Here is a 15,600-nt window from a genome sequence, read left to right as displayed (position 1 = left end):
AACTCCCTATTCGGCCGCCACGGCGCGGCCGTCCTCGAACACCGGAACGTCTAGCGCGGAGAGCGCAGCCTTACCAAGGAGGAGGTCGGCCGCCTTCTCCGCGATCATCAGGGTCGGCGCATTGGTGTTGCCGCCGATCAGGTTCGGCATGACCGAAGCGTCGATCACCCGCAGGCCTTGCAGCCCCTGAACCCGCAGCTGGTCGTCGACCACCGCCAGGGGATCGCCGGCCACACCCATGCGGCAGGTGCCGACCGGGTGGTAGATCGTCTCGGCCTTGGCGCGGATCCAGGCGTCCAGGTCGGCGTCGGTGCGCACGTCCGCCCCCGGCGCGTATTCCGCGTCGCGATAGGGATCGAAGGCGGCCTGGGCCACCGTCTCGCGGGCGATGCGCACGCCTTCGCGGATGGCGCGACGATCCTCGTCCGTGGCCAGATAGTTGGCCAGGATGGTCGGGTCCGCGAACGGATCGGCCGAGCGCAGGCCGACCTTGCCCCGGCTTTCGGGCCGCAGCTGGCAGACGTGCAGAGTGAAGCCGTCCTTCTCGACCACCGTCTTGCCGTGGTCCTGCATGATGGCCAGCACGCCGTGGATCTGCAGGTCGGGCCTATCGAGGTCGGGCCGCGACTTCAGGAACGCGCCGCTCTCCAGGAACTGCTGCCGGCCCAGGCCCTTGCCCATCAGCATGTAGGACAGGCCCACGCCCAGCTTGTTCAGACCCTTGTTGGCCGAATAGGCGGTCTTGAGGTTCTTGGCCGTCCACGAAACGCAGACGTCCAGGTGGTCCTGCAGGTTGGCGCCGACGCCCTTGGACTCGTGGACCACGGCGATGCCATGGGCCTTCAGGTCCTCCGGCGCGCCGATCCCCGACAGTTGCAGGATGTGCGGCGACTGCACCGCGCCGGCGCTCAGCAGAACTTCGGCGTCGGCATAGGCGGTCTGCTTCTCGGCGGCCTTGCCGACCACGTAGTCGACGCCGACCGCGCGGCCCTTCTCGACGATGATCCGGGTCGTGCGGGCCTCGGTCGCGACGGTCAGGTTCGGACGCGCCAGGGCCTGGGTGAGGTAGGCCATGGCCGCGCTCCAGCGCTTGCCGTCGTGGATGGTCAGGTCGTAGGGGCCGAAGCCCTCCTGCTGGAAGCCATTGAAGTCCTTGGTGGTCTTGTAGCCCGCCTGGCGGCCGGCCTCGACCAGCGCGCCGTAGAACGGGCTGTCGCTCTCGCCCTTCGACACCCGCAGCGGACCGCTTCCGCCGTGATAGGCGTCGCCGCCCGCGTGGTGGTGCTCCGAGCGTTTGAAGTACGGCAGCACCTCGGCATAGGACCAGCCGGAGAGGCCCATCTGCCGCCACTGGTCGTAGTCGCGCGCATGGCCGCGGATATAGATCATGCCGTTGATCGCCGAGGACCCGCCCAGGCCCTTGCCGCGCGGCCACCACAGCTTGCGATCGTTCAGGTGCGGCTCGGCCTCGGTCCAGAAGCCCCAGTTCTGCTCGCCCTTGTCCTTGATCAGCTGGCCCACGCCCGCCGGCATCCGCACCAGGATCGAGCTGTTCTTGCCGCCGGCCTCCAGCAGCAGGACCTTGATATTGGGATCTTCCGTCAGCCGCGCGGCCAGCACGCAGCCGGCCGAACCCGCGCCGATGACGACGTAATCATAGCGTTCGCTGGCCATGGCCCCGACGCCCTCCCTCGAAGGTTATCATTGTTAAGGCAGACAGTGATCCGGCTTTGGGCGGCGCGCAAGGTTCCCCGAGGAATCCTGTCGGGAAACGCGTGTTCTAGATTTCAACTCAACTCGATTAGCGCTAATACTACCTATAGACGTATGGAACGCGGCGATGGCCGCATCGTCTCGCCGCGTCTGGACGCCTCCTCGCGGCGGGCCCTTCTCGCGCACGTGCCCGCGCGGGAAGCGGGAGCGCCGCCTCGCATCCCCCCAAGCAGCGGGTGGCGCTCCCTAGCTTCGTTGAAAACTGTCATCCCGGCCAAGTGCGCAGCACGCCGAGCCGGGACCGCCGGAAGCTCTGAGCTTGTTGCGGTCCCGGCTCTTCGCTGCGCTGCGGCCGGGATGACAATATTGGGCTACCCCTCCACGATCTTCAGATCCCGAACGTAGCGCTTCCAGTTCTCGACATAGTGCAGGGCCGAGCCTTGCAGGATCATGGTGTGGTGCTCGCTGACCTCGCGGACCACCTTGCCCGGCGCGCCCATGACCATCGAGTTGTCGGGGATCTCCTTGCCTTCGGTGATCAGGGCGCCGGCGCCGATCAGGCAGTTCTTCCCGATCTTCGCGCCATTCAAGACCACCGACCCAATGCCGATCAGCGAGCCGTCGCCGATCGTGCAGCCGTGAAGCATCACCATGTGACCGATGGTCACGTTCGCGCCAATGGTCAGGGGAACGCCAAGATCAGTATGGAGAACCGAGCCGTCCTGGACGTTGCTGTTCTCGCCGATGGTGATCGGATCGTTGTCCCCGCGCACGACACTGCCCCACCAAATACTGGCGTTCTTCTTGAGAATCACATTGCCCATCACGCTGGCGGTCGGCGCGATCCAGTATTCGTCCTGTGCCGGAAGCGTGGGCACAAGGGCGCCCAGGGAATAGACAGTCATCCGTATGCCTCGTTTTCTTGGGCGCGATTTCTCGGTTAACCACTCGGAAACCACGATGCCCCATTGTAGTCGTGCGATTCGAGAGGGAACATTCCTCCAGCGGGATGATTCTTCTCTCGTAACGGGTCGGGGGCGACCACCGCCATCGGCCCACCCGCTGACGAAGAAGGTGTCGCTCTTGGCGTTCCGGCGTACAGCACCGCCTATCGGAAGCCCCTCCGGGCCGCCTCGCCGCGCACGCGACTTCGTCTCCATCTTCCAGCTCACCGACAAGGACGACGCCTTTTGGCCTCGTCCTTTTTTATTGCCCTCATGGAGGCTTTGATGACCAAGCGAGCCCTGAAGCGGATGGCGCGCGAAGGCGCGTATGAGACCGGCCACTACGGTGATGACGCCAAGGTGCGTCGCCTGCCGATCGATGTTCGCGAGCGTGGGAACGCGTGGAATCCGCTTGGGCATGACGGCGCGCCGAACAATCCAGAGCGCGATCAGAGCTACCTAAAAACCATAAAACCCAAATCGCCAGGCCAGGCCCAGTTGATGGAAGCCATCGACGAGAAGAACCTGGTCATGGCCCTGGGTCCGGCCGGCACCGGCAAGACCTACATCGCCATCTCCAAGGCCGTCGAAGCGCTGGAAGCCGGCAAGGTCAGCCGCATCGTGCTGTCGCGCCCCGCCGTCGAGGCCGGCGAGTCGATCGGCTACCTGCCGGGCGACATGGAAGACAAGCTGGCCCCGTATCTGCGCCCGCTCTACGACGCCCTGACGGATCGTCTCTCCGTGAAGCGCATGCGGGCCCTGATGGCCGAGGGCGCGATCGAGATCGCTCCGGTCGGCTTCATGCGCGGCCGCACCCTGAACAACGCCTTCGTGGTGATCGACGAGGCCCAGAACTGCACCTACATGCAGCTGAAGATGCTGCTGACCCGCCTGGGCTGGCACTCGACCATGGTCGTCACGGGCGACCCGAACCAGTCGGACCTGCTGCCGGGCATTTCGGGCCTGGCCGACGTCGCCGCCCGGTTCGACGAGGTCGCCAACATCGCCGTGGTTCGCCTGGCCGACCGCGACATCGTCCGCCACCCGCTGGTCGCGGAGATGCTGGGCGTCCTGTAAATTTGTAACACTGGTTTGAACTGAGCACTTGAGTTTGAGGCGGTCGGACGTGCAAGGTCCGGCCGCCTTAATACTTTTTTGGACATGTTCATGGCCGACCTACCCGCGCCGCGCACGGAATTGACCCTCAGAGGGGTCCTCCTCGGCGTCCTGATCACCCTCGTCTTCACGGCGGCCCAGGTCTATCTGGGCCTCAAGGTCGGCCTGACCTTCGCCACTTCGATCCCCGCCGCCGTCATCTCGATGGCCCTGCTGCGGGCGTTCAAGACCTCGACCATCCAGGAAAACAACATCGTCCAGACGATCGCCTCGGCTGCGGGCACGCTGTCGTCGGTGATCTTCGTCCTGCCGGGCCTGCTGATGATCGGCTGGTGGTCGAACGTGCCGTTCCTGCCCACCTTCGGCGCCTGCGCCGTCGGCGGCATCCTGGGCGTCATGTACACCATCCCCCTGCGCCGGGCCCTGGTGACCAACTCCAACCTCCCCTACCCCGAAGGCGTCGCCGCCGCCGAGGTGCTGAAAGTCGGCACCGGGTCGCGTGAAGGTCAGGCCGAGGGCAAGGCGGGCCTGGCCGCCGTCAGCATGGGCGCGATCGCTTCGGCCCTGTTCGGCGCCCTGGCCGCCGCCAAGCTGTTCGCCGCCGAGGTCGCGGGCTACTTCAAGTTCAAGGCCGGCGCGGGCGCGTCGGGCCTGGGCGCCTCCAGCTCGCTGGCCCTGATGGGCGCGGGCCACCTGATGGGCATCACCGTCGGCGTCGCCATGTTCGCCGGCCTGTTCATCGCCTGGGCGATCCTGGTGCCGATCCTGACCGTCGCCACCCCGATGCCGGGCGCGGACGCCGCCACCCACGCCCTGACCGTCTGGAAGACCCAGGTGCGCTTCCTGGGCGCGGGCGTCATCGGCGCCGCCGCCATCTGGACCCTGGGCAAGCTGGTCGGTCCGATCACCGCCGGCCTGAAGTCGGCCCTGGAAGCCGCCAAGGCCCGCAAGAGCGGCGATGGCGACATCCCCCGCGTCGAGCAGGACATCCCGATCGGCATCGTCGGCGTCGTCTCGCTGATCCTGATGGCGCCGGCCGGCTGGTTCCTGGCCCACTTCCTGGTCGGCGGCCCGATCGCCAGCCTGACCGTGCCGCTGGTCGCCATCGGCATCGGCTACCTGATCGTCGCCGGCCTGCTGGCCGCCGCCGTCTGCGGCTACATGGCCGGCCTGATCGGCTCGTCCAACAGCCCCGTCTCGGGCATCGCCATCCTGACCGTGCTGGGCGCCTCGCTGATGGTCGGCATGGTCGGCCGCGGCGTGGTCGGTCCCGACGTCACCAAGGCCCTGGTCGCCTTCGCCCTCTACGCCACCACCTGCGTCCTGGCCGTGGCCGTCGTCGCCAACGACAACCTGCAGGACCTCAAGACCGGCCAGCTGGTCGACGCCACCCCGTGGAAGCAGCAGGTCGGCCTGATCATCGGCGTCATCTCGGGCGCCGTGGTCATCCCGTTCGTGCTGGAACTGCTGAACCGCTCGAACGGCTTCGCCGGCGCGCCGAACCTGCAGGCCATCTCGGACGAGCCCCTGGCCGCGCCGCAAGCCACCCTGATCTCGACCCTGGCCAAGGGCGTGCTGGGCGGCGACCTGAACTGGACCCTGCTGGGCGTCGGCGCCCTGATCGGCCTTGCCCTGGTGGCCGTCGACACCATCCTGCGCAAGACCAGCAAGGACCGCTACAGCCTGCCGCCCCTGGGCGTGGGCCTGGCCATCTACCTGCCATCGTCGGTCACCGCCCCGGTCGTGGTCGGCGCCGTGGCCGGCTGGCTGTTCGAGAAGATCGTCGCCAAGGACCGCGCGGCCGAGCCGGCCAAGCGCCTGGGCGTGCTGATCGCCTCGGGCTTCATCGTCGGCGAGAGCCTGTTCAACGTGGCCCTGGCCCTGCTGATCGTCACCACCAACAAGGGCGAGCCCTTGGCCCTGCCCTTCGCCCCGCCCGAACACGTCGGCATGATCCTGTCGCTGATCGCGGCGGCGTTCGTGGTCATCGGCCTGTACCGCTGGGCCCGCAAGGCCGGCGCGAAGGCGCTGGAGGCTTAGGGCTTTCAAGCCTGGTCGAAACAAGAAACCCCGGAGGGCCTCGCCTTCCGGGGTTTTTCGTTGAGCGCAGAGCTAGCGCCCCCTCCGTCACGTCGCCTATCGGCGCCGCGCCACCTCCCCCGCAAGCGGGGCAGGAAAGAAGCGGCAGCCTCCTCACCCGTGAAACGGGGGAGGTGGATCGCTGCGGATACGCAGCGAGACGGAGGGGGCGCTAAACCCCTACTCCGCCGCCTTCAGGATCGTGAAGCGCACCTCGGCGCGCCCGCGATAGCCCAGCGACTCGTACAGCCCGATCGCCGTGGCGTTGTCCGCATAGCTGTGCAGGAAGGCCTTCTCGCCCGTCGCCAGAATCCGCGCCGTGACCTCGCGCAGCAGCCTCGCTGCGTAGCCCTTGCCGCGATGGTCGGGGTGGACGCAGACGCCGCTGGCCTCGGTGAAGCCGTCGGGGCGCATGCGCTGGCCGGCCATGGCGACCAGCTGGCCGTCGACCCGCACGCCGATGAAGTCGCCCAGCTGGTGGGTGCGGGTGAAGAACGGGCCGGGCTTGGTCAGGGTGGCCAGGGCCAGCATCTCGGCGGCGTCAGCATCGCCCAGCGCCAGCATGTCGAAGGCCACGTCCCAGGCCGGCGCGACGGTCTCGGCGACCATCTGCAGGCACAGGGCGTTGGAGACAATCTCGGTTCCTGGCGGCGCCGGCGGGGTGTCGAGCTCGACCAGACCCACAGTCCCCATCTCGCGCACCAACTCGCCCAGCGCGGCCAGGCTCTCGGGGCTGCGGTCGACCGTGGCGGCGAACAGGCCGTAGTCGGGATCCATCCGCACCGCGCCGTCCCGGCGCACGGCCAGATGGCCCTGGCGGCCGTTCAGGGTTGCGAAGACGGGACGGTCGAGGATGTGAGCGGTCATGACGCCATTCAAGCGGGACAGTAGGCCGCGATCAACGCCTTCACCGCGCCGACCACCGCCTTGGCCGGCTTGTCGTCGCCGTCGAACATCTGGCTGGAGGTGAAGACCCCCTCGATCAGCAGCATCAAAGCATCGCCCATCGCCCTGGGATCGCTCGCGCCCATCTCGGCGGCCTTGGCGTGCAGGCGCTCGCGCAGGTCCTGCTTGTGGACCTGCGAGACCTGCCGGCCGGCATGCTGGCGGTCCGGATACTCGACCACCGCGTTGGACAGGTTGCAGCCGCGATAGTCGTCGCCGCCCGAGCGGTCGGCCAGCACCTGGAAATAGGCGATCATCTGGGCCTTGGCGTCGTTCGGATACAGGGCCTCGGCCGCCTCGAAGCGGTCCCAGAAGCCGGCCTCGACCTCGCGCAGCACGGCGGCGACCAGTTCGTCCTTGGACTTGTAGCTGCGGTACAGGCTGGGCTTGGTCACGCCCGCCTTGGTGACGATCTCGTCGACCCCGACCGCGCGGATACCCTCGCGATAGAACAGCTCGCGCGCCGTGTCGAAGATGCGTTCGGCGGCGCGCGGCGTGGCCGCGTACGGCCCGTTCAGTCGTTCTTCTGGCGTTCGGTCTGACATGGCTCTTGACGATGTTACTTACCGGTACGTATGTAGCACTTCAAGCCCGTACCGATCGGTTACATCGAGAGACGACATGCCAACCGCAAGCCGCCGCCCCTTCGGGCAGAACTACGCCTTCGTGGTCGCCGGGGCGATCTTCCTCGCCCTCCTGTCGGCCGCCGGCCTGCGCGCCGCGCCGGGCGTGCTGATCCTGCCGCTGGAGAAGGCGTTCGGCTGGGACCGCGCCTCGATCTCGGTGGCCGCGGGCATCGGCATCTTCCTGTACGGCCTCACGGGGCCTTTCGCGGCGGCGCTGATGAATTCGTTCGGCCTGCGCCGGACGGTGACCCTGGCCCTGGTGCTGATGTCGGTCTCGACCGGCCTCTCGGCCTTCATGACGACCTCCTGGCAATATGTGGCGACCTGGGGCGTGATGGCCGGGGTCGGCAGCGGCGCGGTGGCCATGGTGCTGGGGGCGACGGTGGTGAACCGCTGGTTCGTCGCGCGGCGCGGGGTGATGATGGGCCTCTTGGCGGCCTCGACCGCGACCGGCTCGCTGATCTTCCTGCCCGGCATGGCCCTGATCGCCGACCACGGCGGCTGGAAGCCGGTGGTGCTGACCGTCTCGCTGGTCACCCTGGTGCTGGCGCCGCTGATGTGGCTGCTGATCCCCGAGCGCCCCTCGGACGTGGGCCTCAAGCCCTACGGCGCGGGCGACGACTACCAGGAGCCCGAGCGCGTCAACGCCGGCAACGCCCTGGCCTATGCGTTCGGCGCCCTGGGCCGCGCGGCCAAGACCCGGACCTTCTGGCTCTTGTTCCTGGGCTTCTTCATCTGTGGCCTGACTACCAACGGCCTGGTCGGCGTGCACATGATCGCCTTCTGCGGCGACCGGGGCATGCCCGAGGTCAAGGCCGCCGGCCTGCTGGCGCTGATGGGGCTGTTCGATCTGTTCGGCACCACCGCCTCGGGCTGGCTGACCGACCGCTACGACGCGCGCAAGCTGCTCTTCGTCTACTACGTGCTGCGCGGGCTCTCGCTGATCTACCTGCCCTTCTCGGACTTCTCGGTGGTCAGCCTGTCGGCGTTCGCTGTGTTCTACGGGCTGGACTGGCTGGCGACCGTGCCGCCGACCGTGCGCCTGTCCACCGAGGCCTTCGGCGAGCGCGACGGCCCTATCGTGTTCGGCTGGATCGCGGCCGGCCACCAACTGGGCGCGGCCACGGCGGCCATCGGGGCGGGCGTCATTCGCGCCAGCCAAGGCCAATATGTCGAGGCCTTCATCATCGCCGGCTCGGCGGGCCTGATCGCCGGCGTCGCGTCGCTGATGATCCGCCGCGCGATCCCCAAGCCAGTCATGGCCTGAGGCGCGCGGCGGTCAGGGACCGTTAGTCCAGGTCTTCGCCCAGGATGGCCATTTCGAACATGAACGAGCCGTCCTCGTCCTCGTCCTGGAAGACCACGCCGATGAATTCGCCGGCGACTTCGACCTCGGCCGAGTCCTTCTGCTTCGGGCGCGCCTTCACGGCGATGTGCGGGTTGCCGAAGGTGCGCTTCAGGTGCTTTTCGAGCTTGGCGATGTCGTTGGCGTCCACGGGGGGCCTCTCGTTTCTAGCTGAGCGCCCGGGAGCGCGTTATCGGGGCGAAACTAGCGTCCGACGCGGACGGCGCAAGCGCTTCCGGCGGATCAGGTGTGGACGCTCCTTCCGCCAGCAGCCAATCGCGGAACAGGATGGCCCCCGGCGTGGCCTCCTCGCGAGGCGTCAGAGCCACGATCCGGGTCTCGCCCCGTGCGAAGCCTAAGGGCGCCACCAGGCGTCCGCTGGCCAGGTCGCGCTGCACGAAGGCCCAAGGGGCGACCGCGACGCCCAGGCCGGCGGCGGCGGCTTCCAGCATGTAGAAATAGTGGTCGAACTCCTGCTCGCTGGGCGCCGGCGGCAGGCCCGCCGCGCCCAGGTCGTGGATCCAGTCGGGCCAGCTCTGCAGATAGGTACGGGTCAAGAGGCGCGGCAGTCCGCAGATCCGCGCGAACGTGGCCGGCCCCGCGGCGGCCAGCTCCGGGGCCATCACGGGTCCATGGAAGTGACGGAGGAACGGGTAGGCCGCCGAGTCCGCGTAGTCGCGATCGTCCGCCCGACGCATGCGCACCGCCAGGTCGATACCGTCGGCCTTGAAGTCGAACGGCCCGTTGGACTCGGCCACCCGCACCGGGATGTCCGGATAGGCGGCCTGGAAGCTGGGCAGGCGCGGGATCAGCCATTTCATGGCGAAGGTCGGCAGGCACGAGACGACCAGCGATCTTGGCCCCGCCTCGACCGGACGCGGCACGGCCGCCTCGATCTGGTCGAAGGCCGGCGACAGGGCCTGGGCCAGCTTGAGGCCCGCTTCCGTCATCCGCAGGCGCGAGCGCGGCCCCTCGGTCAGGGGTACGCCCAGATGCTCTTCCAGCTGGCGGATCTGGCGGCTGACCGCGCCGTGGGTCACGCACAGCTCGTCGGCGGCCAGGGTCATGCGCCCATGCCGGCCGAACGCCTCGAAGGCGCGCAGGGCGTTCAGGGACGGCAGCTGACGGCGGGCCATGTGAAGAAACCTCACAGAAGGCCGACCGATAAGTCGTTATCCCGAGCGGTGCAACCGATGGATAGTCGCGCGCATGCCCAACCGCATCACCCTCCCCCAGGTCCTGGCCCTGATGGCGATCTGGACCGCCGTGATCTACGGCCTGACGGTCAAGCCGCCGCCGGATGTCGAGCAAATCTCACTGAAGGGAAAGGCCCCGGCCTGCGCCCAGAAGGACAGCTAGGCTCCAGAAGAATACCCCCAGATAAGGGTTGGGCCCCAGCGCGTCTCGCGGCTGGGGCCCAGGTCCGCCCACTAGGTCGGGGGGGCGTAGAGGGGCGGACATGAGATAAACGCCACTCCCCGAACGCGGTTCCGCGCCTCACTTCGCCGGCGTGAGTTTTATTTCGAACAGCTTGGGCCACAGCTTGCCGGTGACGAACAGCCGGTCCTTGGCCGCGTCATAGGCGATGCCGTTCAGCACGTCGTCCTGGGTCCCGGTGACCCCGGCTTCCTTCAAGAGGCCCGCCAGCTCGATCCAGCCCGTGACATTGCCGGTCGCCAGATCGATGCGGGCGATGCGGGTAGTCTGCCAGACATTGGCCAGCAGCTCGCCCTTCACCCATTCCAGCTCGTTGAGATTGCGCACCGGCACGCCGTGGTCGGTGACCTCGATGCGGCCGGTTTCCTTCAGGGTGTCGGGGTCCAGGAAGCGAATGAACGAGGTGCCGTCGCTCATGATCAGCCGCTTGTCGTCGCGGGTCAGGGCCCAGCCCTCGCCCGGATAGCTGAACTCGCCGATCCGCTCGAACGTGTCGATGTCGTAGATGATCCCGGTCTCGTCGGTCCAGGTCAGCTCGTACAGCCGGTTCTTCCAGTCGACGATGCCCTCGCCGAAATAACGGCTGTCGACGATGCGCTCCTGTTCGGAGACGCCGGTCTCGAGGTTCCACTTGCGGATGAACGACCGGCCCTTCAGGCCCGTGCTCTCGAAGATGAAGCCGTCGCGGTAGAACAGCCCTTCGGTGAAGGCGTTGGTGTCGTGCGGATAGGCCTTCACGACCGTATAGCCGCCGACCGGCGCGGTGGCGGCGCGAGATGCAGGCGCGCAGGCGGTCAGGGCGACCGCCAGCAGAACGCCGCTCAGACTACGCAGGATGGAGCGCATCAGATCTCGTACGAGTAGACGGTCTCGGCCAGGGTATGGTCCATGGTCCGGGCCGGTTCCTCGCAGGTCGGGCAGTTGACCAGGCGGGCCGGAACGCCGGCGGCCGTGCAATGCGGCGGCACGGGACGCAGCACCACCGAGCCCGAGGCGATCTTGGCGTAGTCGCCGATGGTGATGTTGCCCAGCACCTTGGCGCCGGCGCCCAGCAGGACGCCCTTGCCGATCTTGGGGTGACGGTCGCCGCGGTCGGCGCCGGTGCCGCCCAGCGTCACGCCGTGCAGCATCGAGACGTCGTCGCCGACCACCGCGGTCTCGCCGATGACGATGCCGGTGCCGTGGTCGATAAACACGCCCTTGCCGATCTTGGCGGCGGGATTGATGTCGACCTGGAAGATCTCGCTGGCGCGGCTTTGCAGGTAGAAGGCCAGGGTCTCGCGGCCCTGGTTCCACAGCCAGTGCGACACGCGGTGGGTCTGCAGCGCCAGGAAACCCTTGAAGAACAGGAACGGCTGGACATAGCCCTTGCAGGCCGGGTCACGCTCGAACACCGCCTTCAGGTCGGCCTCGGCGGCCTCGACCAGGGACGGATCGCTCTCGAAGGCGTCGGCGGCGAACTCGCGCGCCGTCATCGCCCGCATCTCCTGGTCGCCCAGCTTGCGGGCAAGCTGGAAGGTCAGGGCGTCGGCCAGGTTGTCGTGGCTCAGGATCACCGCATTCAGCAGCGAGGCCAGGGCCGGTTCGTCCTTGGCCGCATGTTCGGCTTGGTTGCGCAGCGCCGCCCAGACAGAGATTTCCGTCTCGGATGTCACCACTTCCAAAGGCTTGGCCATCGGGGCTCTCCCTTCCCTGCAGGCGTACTCATAGAGCATCTTCAATAAAGATGCTCCTACTCTCAAACTCAGAGGATCAAAGCGGCCAAAGCGGCCGGCAGCTCCCCTCGAACGGCCATATGGTGCGTCCGGAGCAATAGCGCCACCGTGATTGCGTCGGGCATATGGCCAGCGGTCGCCGCCTCCAGCGCCTCGCGGAACGGCACGCGGGCGACGGCGAGGTCCTCGGTCTCGTCCGGCTCACCCTGTACAGGCGATAGGTCCATGGCCAGGAAGCCGTGACAGATCTCGTCGGTGACGGAGTTCGACAGCTCCATCCGCAGGATCTGGCGCCAGTCGGCGGCTTGCAGCCCCACCTCCTCGGCCAGTTCGCGCTTGGCGCCGTCCAGCGGGTCTTCGCCGTGCGGCGCGCCGCCCTCGGGCAGTTCCCAGCTGTAGTTGGCGAGGCTGAAACGGTTCTGGCCGACCAGGGTCACCGTGCCGTCCGCGTGCAGGGGCACGACGCCGATCGCCTGGTTCTTGAAGCCGACCTTGCCGTACAGCGCCGGCCGACCCGTCGGAGCGATGGCCTGGTACTCGGTCAAGGTGATCCAGGGGTTGTCGTATACGACTTGACTGGACGAGACGCCCCAGGGCTTTCCGTGCGGCTTCAGCCAGGCGGGCTTTTCGGACATGCGAGGGCTCGCGACTTGTGGCGGCCGCCGGGCGGCCATAGGTGTGCGGCTTACAATGCTTCGGAGATAACGTCTTGGCTGGCGCCGTACCCCCTGCTCCCGAATTCGCCGAAACGCTGCCGATCGAGGCGTCGCCCGAGGTCGTCGCCTTCCTGGCCAAGCGTCGGTCGGCCTCGGCCATGACCCTGGCCGCGCCGGGGCCCGACAAGGCCCAGTTGGCCGACATCCTGCGCCTGGCCGCCCGCGTGCCCGACCACGGCAAGCTGGCTCCGTGGCGGTTCGTGATCCTGCAAGGCGCGGCCAAGGACGCCTTCGCTGAACAGATCACCAAGCTGGCCGACAGCCAGGCCAATCCGGTGAAGGCCAACGCCGCCCTGCGCAAGCTGACCCGCCCGCCGGTGGCCGTGGCCGTGATCTCCCGCTTCATCCCGGGCGAGATCCCCGAGTGGGAGCAGCGCCAGAGCGCCTCGGCGGTCTGCCATCAAATGCTATTGGCCGCCGCCGCTCTGGGCTGGGGCGCCAATTGGATTACCGACTGGTACAGCTACGACCCGCGCGCCACGGCGATCCTGGGCCTGGCCGAGGGCGAACAGGTGGCGGGCTACCTCTATCTGGGCACGTCCACCGAGCAACCGCAGGAGCGGGTGCGTCCGGACGTGGCGGCGATCACCACGGAATGGAGCCCGGCCTAGAGCGGGGCGTTTCTTCTGAACTCAGCAGGAGAGTGACGATGGCGCGGCGGAAAGATCCCTGGACGACCCTGGCCTTCGACAGCTGGGCGCTGGGGCTGGAGGCCTCCAGCGTCATCGGCCTGCGCATGATGAAACTGGCCGCCGGCGGCGCGGCCGCCCAGGCCGAGGCCCAGCTGATGGTCGGCGAAAAGGTCGCCGCGGGCCTGACCCTGCCGATGCTGGCCATGACCGGCCAGCTGGGGGCCTCCGGCCCCGCCATCGCCTCGGGCTCGCTGGCCCATCTGCGCAAGAAGGTGCGGGCCAACCGCCGACGGTTGGCGAAGGGCTAGACCTCTTCCACCACCAGCCCCAACCGTCCCTGCACCGCCTTCACATAGGTCGGCCCCACTGGCACGGCGACGCCGTCGCGCAGGACGAGAGCGATCAGGCCCTTGCCCAGGCGGTTGATCGCCTCGACCCGATCGGGGCTGACAAAGGCCGAGCGGTGGACGCGGATCATCCGGGCAGGGTCCAGGCCCTGCTCCAGGGCGCTCATGGTGATGCGGTGGATGTGGCTGCGGGTGGCGGTGTGCAGCAGGACATAGTCCTTGGCCGCCTCGATCCAGTCGATCTCGCTGACCGCCACGCGGATATGGCCCTGGCGGGTCGTCACCCAGATGCCGTCCAGATCCCCCTCGCGGGCCGGCGTCGTGGCCTCGACCTGTTGTTCGTAGGCGCGCTGCAAGGTGCGACGGCGGCGGGCCCGCTCGACGGCCTGGCGCAGGCGGTCGAAGCGCACGGGCTTCAAGAGATAGTCGGCGGCCTCGACGGCGAAGGCGTCGGCGGCATAGACCTCGAAGGCGGTGACGAAGACGATCTCGGGCCGCGCCTCGGGCGGCAGTTCGGACGCCAGGGCCAGGCCGGAGAGCTCGGGCATCTGGATGTCCAGCATGACCAGGTCGGGCGCCAGCTCGGCGATCGCCTGCCCGGCCTCGCGGCCGTTGCGCGCCACGCCGACCAGCCGGGTGTCGGGGATCTGGGCGAACAGGGCCGACAGCCGTTCCAGCGCCGCCGGCTCGTCGTCGACCAGAAGGACCTTCAGCTCCATCACGCCGCCCTCGCCCGCGACAGGGTTTCCAGTTTCAGGGGGATGCGGATCAGCACCAGGTAGCCGCGCTCACGGGGCGCCGCCTGCAGGACGCCCCGCGCGCCGTACAGCACCTCCAGCCGCTGGCGCACGTTCGTAAGACCGACGCCCATGCCCGTCGAAGGATGGGCGGCGGCCTCCCCGTCATCCTCGACGATCACCACCAGGTCGTCGCCGTCGCGCGAGGCCTCCAGGCGGATGGTCACCGGCCGGCTGGTCGGGGCGACGCCGTGCTTGACCGCGTTCTCGATCAACGGCTGCAGGATGAAGCTGGGGACCACCGCCCCACGCAGCTCGGGCGGACACGAGAACTCCAGCCCCAGCCGGTCGCGGAAACGGACGCTCTCGATCTCGAGATAGGCCTGCAAGGTGGCCAGCTCGTCGTCCAGCGTGATCATCGCCTGGGGATCGGCCGCCAGGGTCAGGCGCAGGAACTCGGCCAGGCGGGCCAGCATCGACTCGGCCTCCTCGTTGCGGCCGGTGATCACCGAGGCGCTGACGGCGTTCAGGGTGTTGAACAGGAAGTGCGGATTGAGCTGGTAGCGCAGGGCCGCCAGCCGCGCGGCGCTGGCCTGGCTCTCGGCGGCCAGGGCCTGGGCGCGGGCGTCGGCCAGCTGCTGGTCGCGCTCGCGCGTCACCCGCACGGCGATCATCATCAGATAAAGCGCGCCCAACAGAGCGAACATCCAGGCGCCGACCATGAACTGGCTGACGCTGCGGGCCGCGATCACGCGCACCGTGGGATGTGTTCCGTCCAGCAGCGCCCGCATGTGCCCGCCGATCACGAGGTCCGACGCGGCCATCACCAGGCCCAGGCCGACCACGGCCGGGACCAGGGCCGCGAAACGCACCGGCCGGTCGTCGTCGCGCGCCGTGCGCGCGGCGCGGACATAGACCAGGCCCGAGAGCAGCGCCCCCAGGCCCATGAACAGGAAGTGGCTGGCCAGCACGCCCGGCAGGGGCGGCTTGCCGGTGGCGATGTACGGCAGGGCAAACAGCAGCGTGTCCAGACCCCAGACGGCCAGGGTCAGGAACAGCGCGTGTCTGAAAAGCTCCGACTTCAGCCCGACGTCGATATCTTTCATGGGCGCAGTCTAGCGAAAGCCGCGCTTTTCGCAGCCCTCGTCCGACGCACCGCTGTCCGGTTTCGTCGCTCCAGCGCCGCGTCATGTGGCCTGGTCGCAAGCGGACTGACACCCTTCACAGATGGCGCGACCACTAGGCGGT

16 protein-coding genes and 1 pseudogene are annotated in these 15,600 nt (G+C 68.2%); 6 read left to right on the top strand and 11 right to left on the bottom strand.

The window, feature by feature from the left end:
• Positions 1-6: 6 nt before the first annotated feature.
• Together AC1RRR_RS17860 and AC1RRR_RS17855 are read right to left on the bottom strand one after the other, a co-directional pair.
• Positions 7-1,674 carry a choline dehydrogenase gene (locus AC1RRR_RS17860; protein WP_492815183.1) on the bottom strand — a complete coding sequence of 556 codons (1,668 nt, stop codon included), beginning with the start codon at positions 1,672-1,674 and terminating at the stop codon, positions 7-9.
• A gap of 410 nt (positions 1,675-2,084) precedes the next feature.
• Positions 2,085-2,618: a gamma carbonic anhydrase family protein gene (locus AC1RRR_RS17855; RefSeq protein WP_492815181.1), complete on the bottom strand. Its 534-nt coding sequence runs from the start codon at positions 2,616-2,618 to the stop codon at positions 2,085-2,087.
• A 312-nt stretch (positions 2,619-2,930) separates the two neighbouring features.
• Here AC1RRR_RS17855 and AC1RRR_RS17850 point away from each other — a divergent pair, with 312 nt between their 5' ends.
• Positions 2,931-3,734, top strand: coding sequence for a PhoH family protein (locus AC1RRR_RS17850; RefSeq protein ID WP_492815179.1), 804 nt, complete (start codon positions 2,931-2,933; stop codon positions 3,732-3,734).
• A gap of 84 nt (positions 3,735-3,818) precedes the next feature.
• Complete coding sequence (locus tag AC1RRR_RS17845) at positions 3,819-5,813, top strand: OPT family oligopeptide transporter (RefSeq protein WP_492815177.1); 1,995 nt, start codon at positions 3,819-3,821, stop codon at positions 5,811-5,813.
• Between the two features lie 219 nt (positions 5,814-6,032).
• Here the strand turns inward: AC1RRR_RS17845 and AC1RRR_RS17840 are convergent, their stop codons facing one another.
• Both AC1RRR_RS17840 and AC1RRR_RS17835 read right to left on the bottom strand, forming a co-directional pair.
• Positions 6,033-6,719 carry a GNAT family N-acetyltransferase gene (locus AC1RRR_RS17840; protein WP_492815175.1) on the bottom strand — a complete coding sequence of 229 codons (687 nt, stop codon included), beginning with the start codon at positions 6,717-6,719 and terminating at the stop codon, positions 6,033-6,035.
• A gap of 8 nt (positions 6,720-6,727) precedes the next feature.
• Entirely contained in the window at positions 6,728-7,342 is a 615-nt protein-coding gene (locus AC1RRR_RS17835) for a TetR/AcrR family transcriptional regulator (RefSeq protein WP_492815173.1), read from the bottom strand.
• Positions 7,343-7,418: 76 nt separating this feature from the next.
• Here AC1RRR_RS17835 and AC1RRR_RS17830 point away from each other — a divergent pair, with 76 nt between their 5' ends.
• On the top strand, positions 7,419-8,690 hold the full coding sequence (locus AC1RRR_RS17830; protein WP_492815171.1) for an MFS transporter: 1,272 nt from the start codon (positions 7,419-7,421) through the stop codon (positions 8,688-8,690).
• Positions 8,691-8,712: 22 nt separating this feature from the next.
• On the opposite strand, the gene AC1RRR_RS17825 is transcribed toward AC1RRR_RS17830, so the two are convergent.
• Both AC1RRR_RS17825 and AC1RRR_RS17820 read right to left on the bottom strand, forming a co-directional pair.
• Positions 8,713-8,919: a DUF3126 family protein gene (locus AC1RRR_RS17825; protein ID WP_454714615.1), complete on the bottom strand. Its 207-nt coding sequence runs from the start codon at positions 8,917-8,919 to the stop codon at positions 8,713-8,715.
• 16 nt (positions 8,920-8,935) lie between these two features.
• Positions 8,936-9,904: a LysR substrate-binding domain-containing protein gene (locus tag AC1RRR_RS17820; RefSeq protein ID WP_492815169.1), complete on the bottom strand. Its 969-nt coding sequence runs from the start codon at positions 9,902-9,904 to the stop codon at positions 8,936-8,938.
• Positions 9,905-9,977: 73 nt separating this feature from the next.
• Between AC1RRR_RS17820 and AC1RRR_RS17815 the strand changes: the two genes are divergently transcribed.
• Positions 9,978-10,127 (top strand): hypothetical protein, encoded by a 150-nt coding sequence (locus tag AC1RRR_RS17815; RefSeq protein WP_492815167.1) that lies wholly within the window; start codon positions 9,978-9,980, stop codon positions 10,125-10,127.
• A gap of 138 nt (positions 10,128-10,265) precedes the next feature.
• Here AC1RRR_RS17815 and AC1RRR_RS17810 read toward each other — a convergent pair whose 3' ends face one another.
• The 3 genes and pseudogenes from AC1RRR_RS17810 to AC1RRR_RS17800 form a co-directional block, all read right to left on the bottom strand.
• Positions 10,266-11,051, bottom strand: a complete 786-nt coding sequence (locus tag AC1RRR_RS17810) for a glutaminyl-peptide cyclotransferase (RefSeq protein ID WP_492815165.1) — start codon at positions 11,049-11,051, stop codon at positions 10,266-10,268.
• Positions 11,051-11,881 (bottom strand): serine O-acetyltransferase, encoded by an 831-nt coding sequence (gene cysE / locus AC1RRR_RS17805; protein WP_492815163.1) that lies wholly within the window; start codon positions 11,879-11,881, stop codon positions 11,051-11,053. The genes AC1RRR_RS17810 and cysE overlap by 1 nt, the downstream gene beginning before the upstream one ends.
• Positions 11,882-11,949: 68 nt before the next feature.
• Positions 11,950-12,679, bottom strand: a pseudogene (locus AC1RRR_RS17800) (NUDIX domain-containing protein).
• Between AC1RRR_RS17800 and AC1RRR_RS17795 the strand changes: the two are divergent.
• A complete protein-coding gene (locus AC1RRR_RS17795; RefSeq protein ID WP_492815161.1) occupies positions 12,630-13,247 on the top strand; it encodes a nitroreductase family protein in 618 nt (205 codons plus the stop codon). The pseudogene AC1RRR_RS17800 and the gene AC1RRR_RS17795 overlap by 50 nt on opposite strands.
• A 38-nt stretch (positions 13,248-13,285) precedes the next feature.
• Positions 13,286-13,576: a hypothetical protein gene (locus tag AC1RRR_RS17790; RefSeq protein WP_492815159.1), complete on the top strand. Its 291-nt coding sequence runs from the start codon at positions 13,286-13,288 to the stop codon at positions 13,574-13,576.
• On the opposite strand, the gene AC1RRR_RS17785 is transcribed toward AC1RRR_RS17790, so the two are convergent.
• Together AC1RRR_RS17785 and AC1RRR_RS17780 are read right to left on the bottom strand one after the other, a co-directional pair.
• Positions 13,573-14,334 carry a LytR/AlgR family response regulator transcription factor gene (locus AC1RRR_RS17785; RefSeq protein ID WP_492815292.1) on the bottom strand — a complete coding sequence of 254 codons (762 nt, stop codon included), beginning with the start codon at positions 14,332-14,334 and terminating at the stop codon, positions 13,573-13,575. The genes AC1RRR_RS17790 and AC1RRR_RS17785 overlap by 4 nt on opposite strands.
• Entirely contained in the window at positions 14,334-15,458 is a 1,125-nt protein-coding gene (locus AC1RRR_RS17780; RefSeq protein WP_492815157.1) for a sensor histidine kinase, read from the bottom strand. The genes AC1RRR_RS17785 and AC1RRR_RS17780 overlap by 1 nt, the downstream gene beginning before the upstream one ends.
• Positions 15,459-15,600: the final 142 nt, after the last annotated feature.

This window comes from Caulobacter sp. GW821-FHT12D05 (assembly GCF_058807295.1).
The sequence above is the reverse complement of the archived record's forward strand: the minus strand, read 5'-3'. Positions and strand labels throughout refer to the sequence as shown.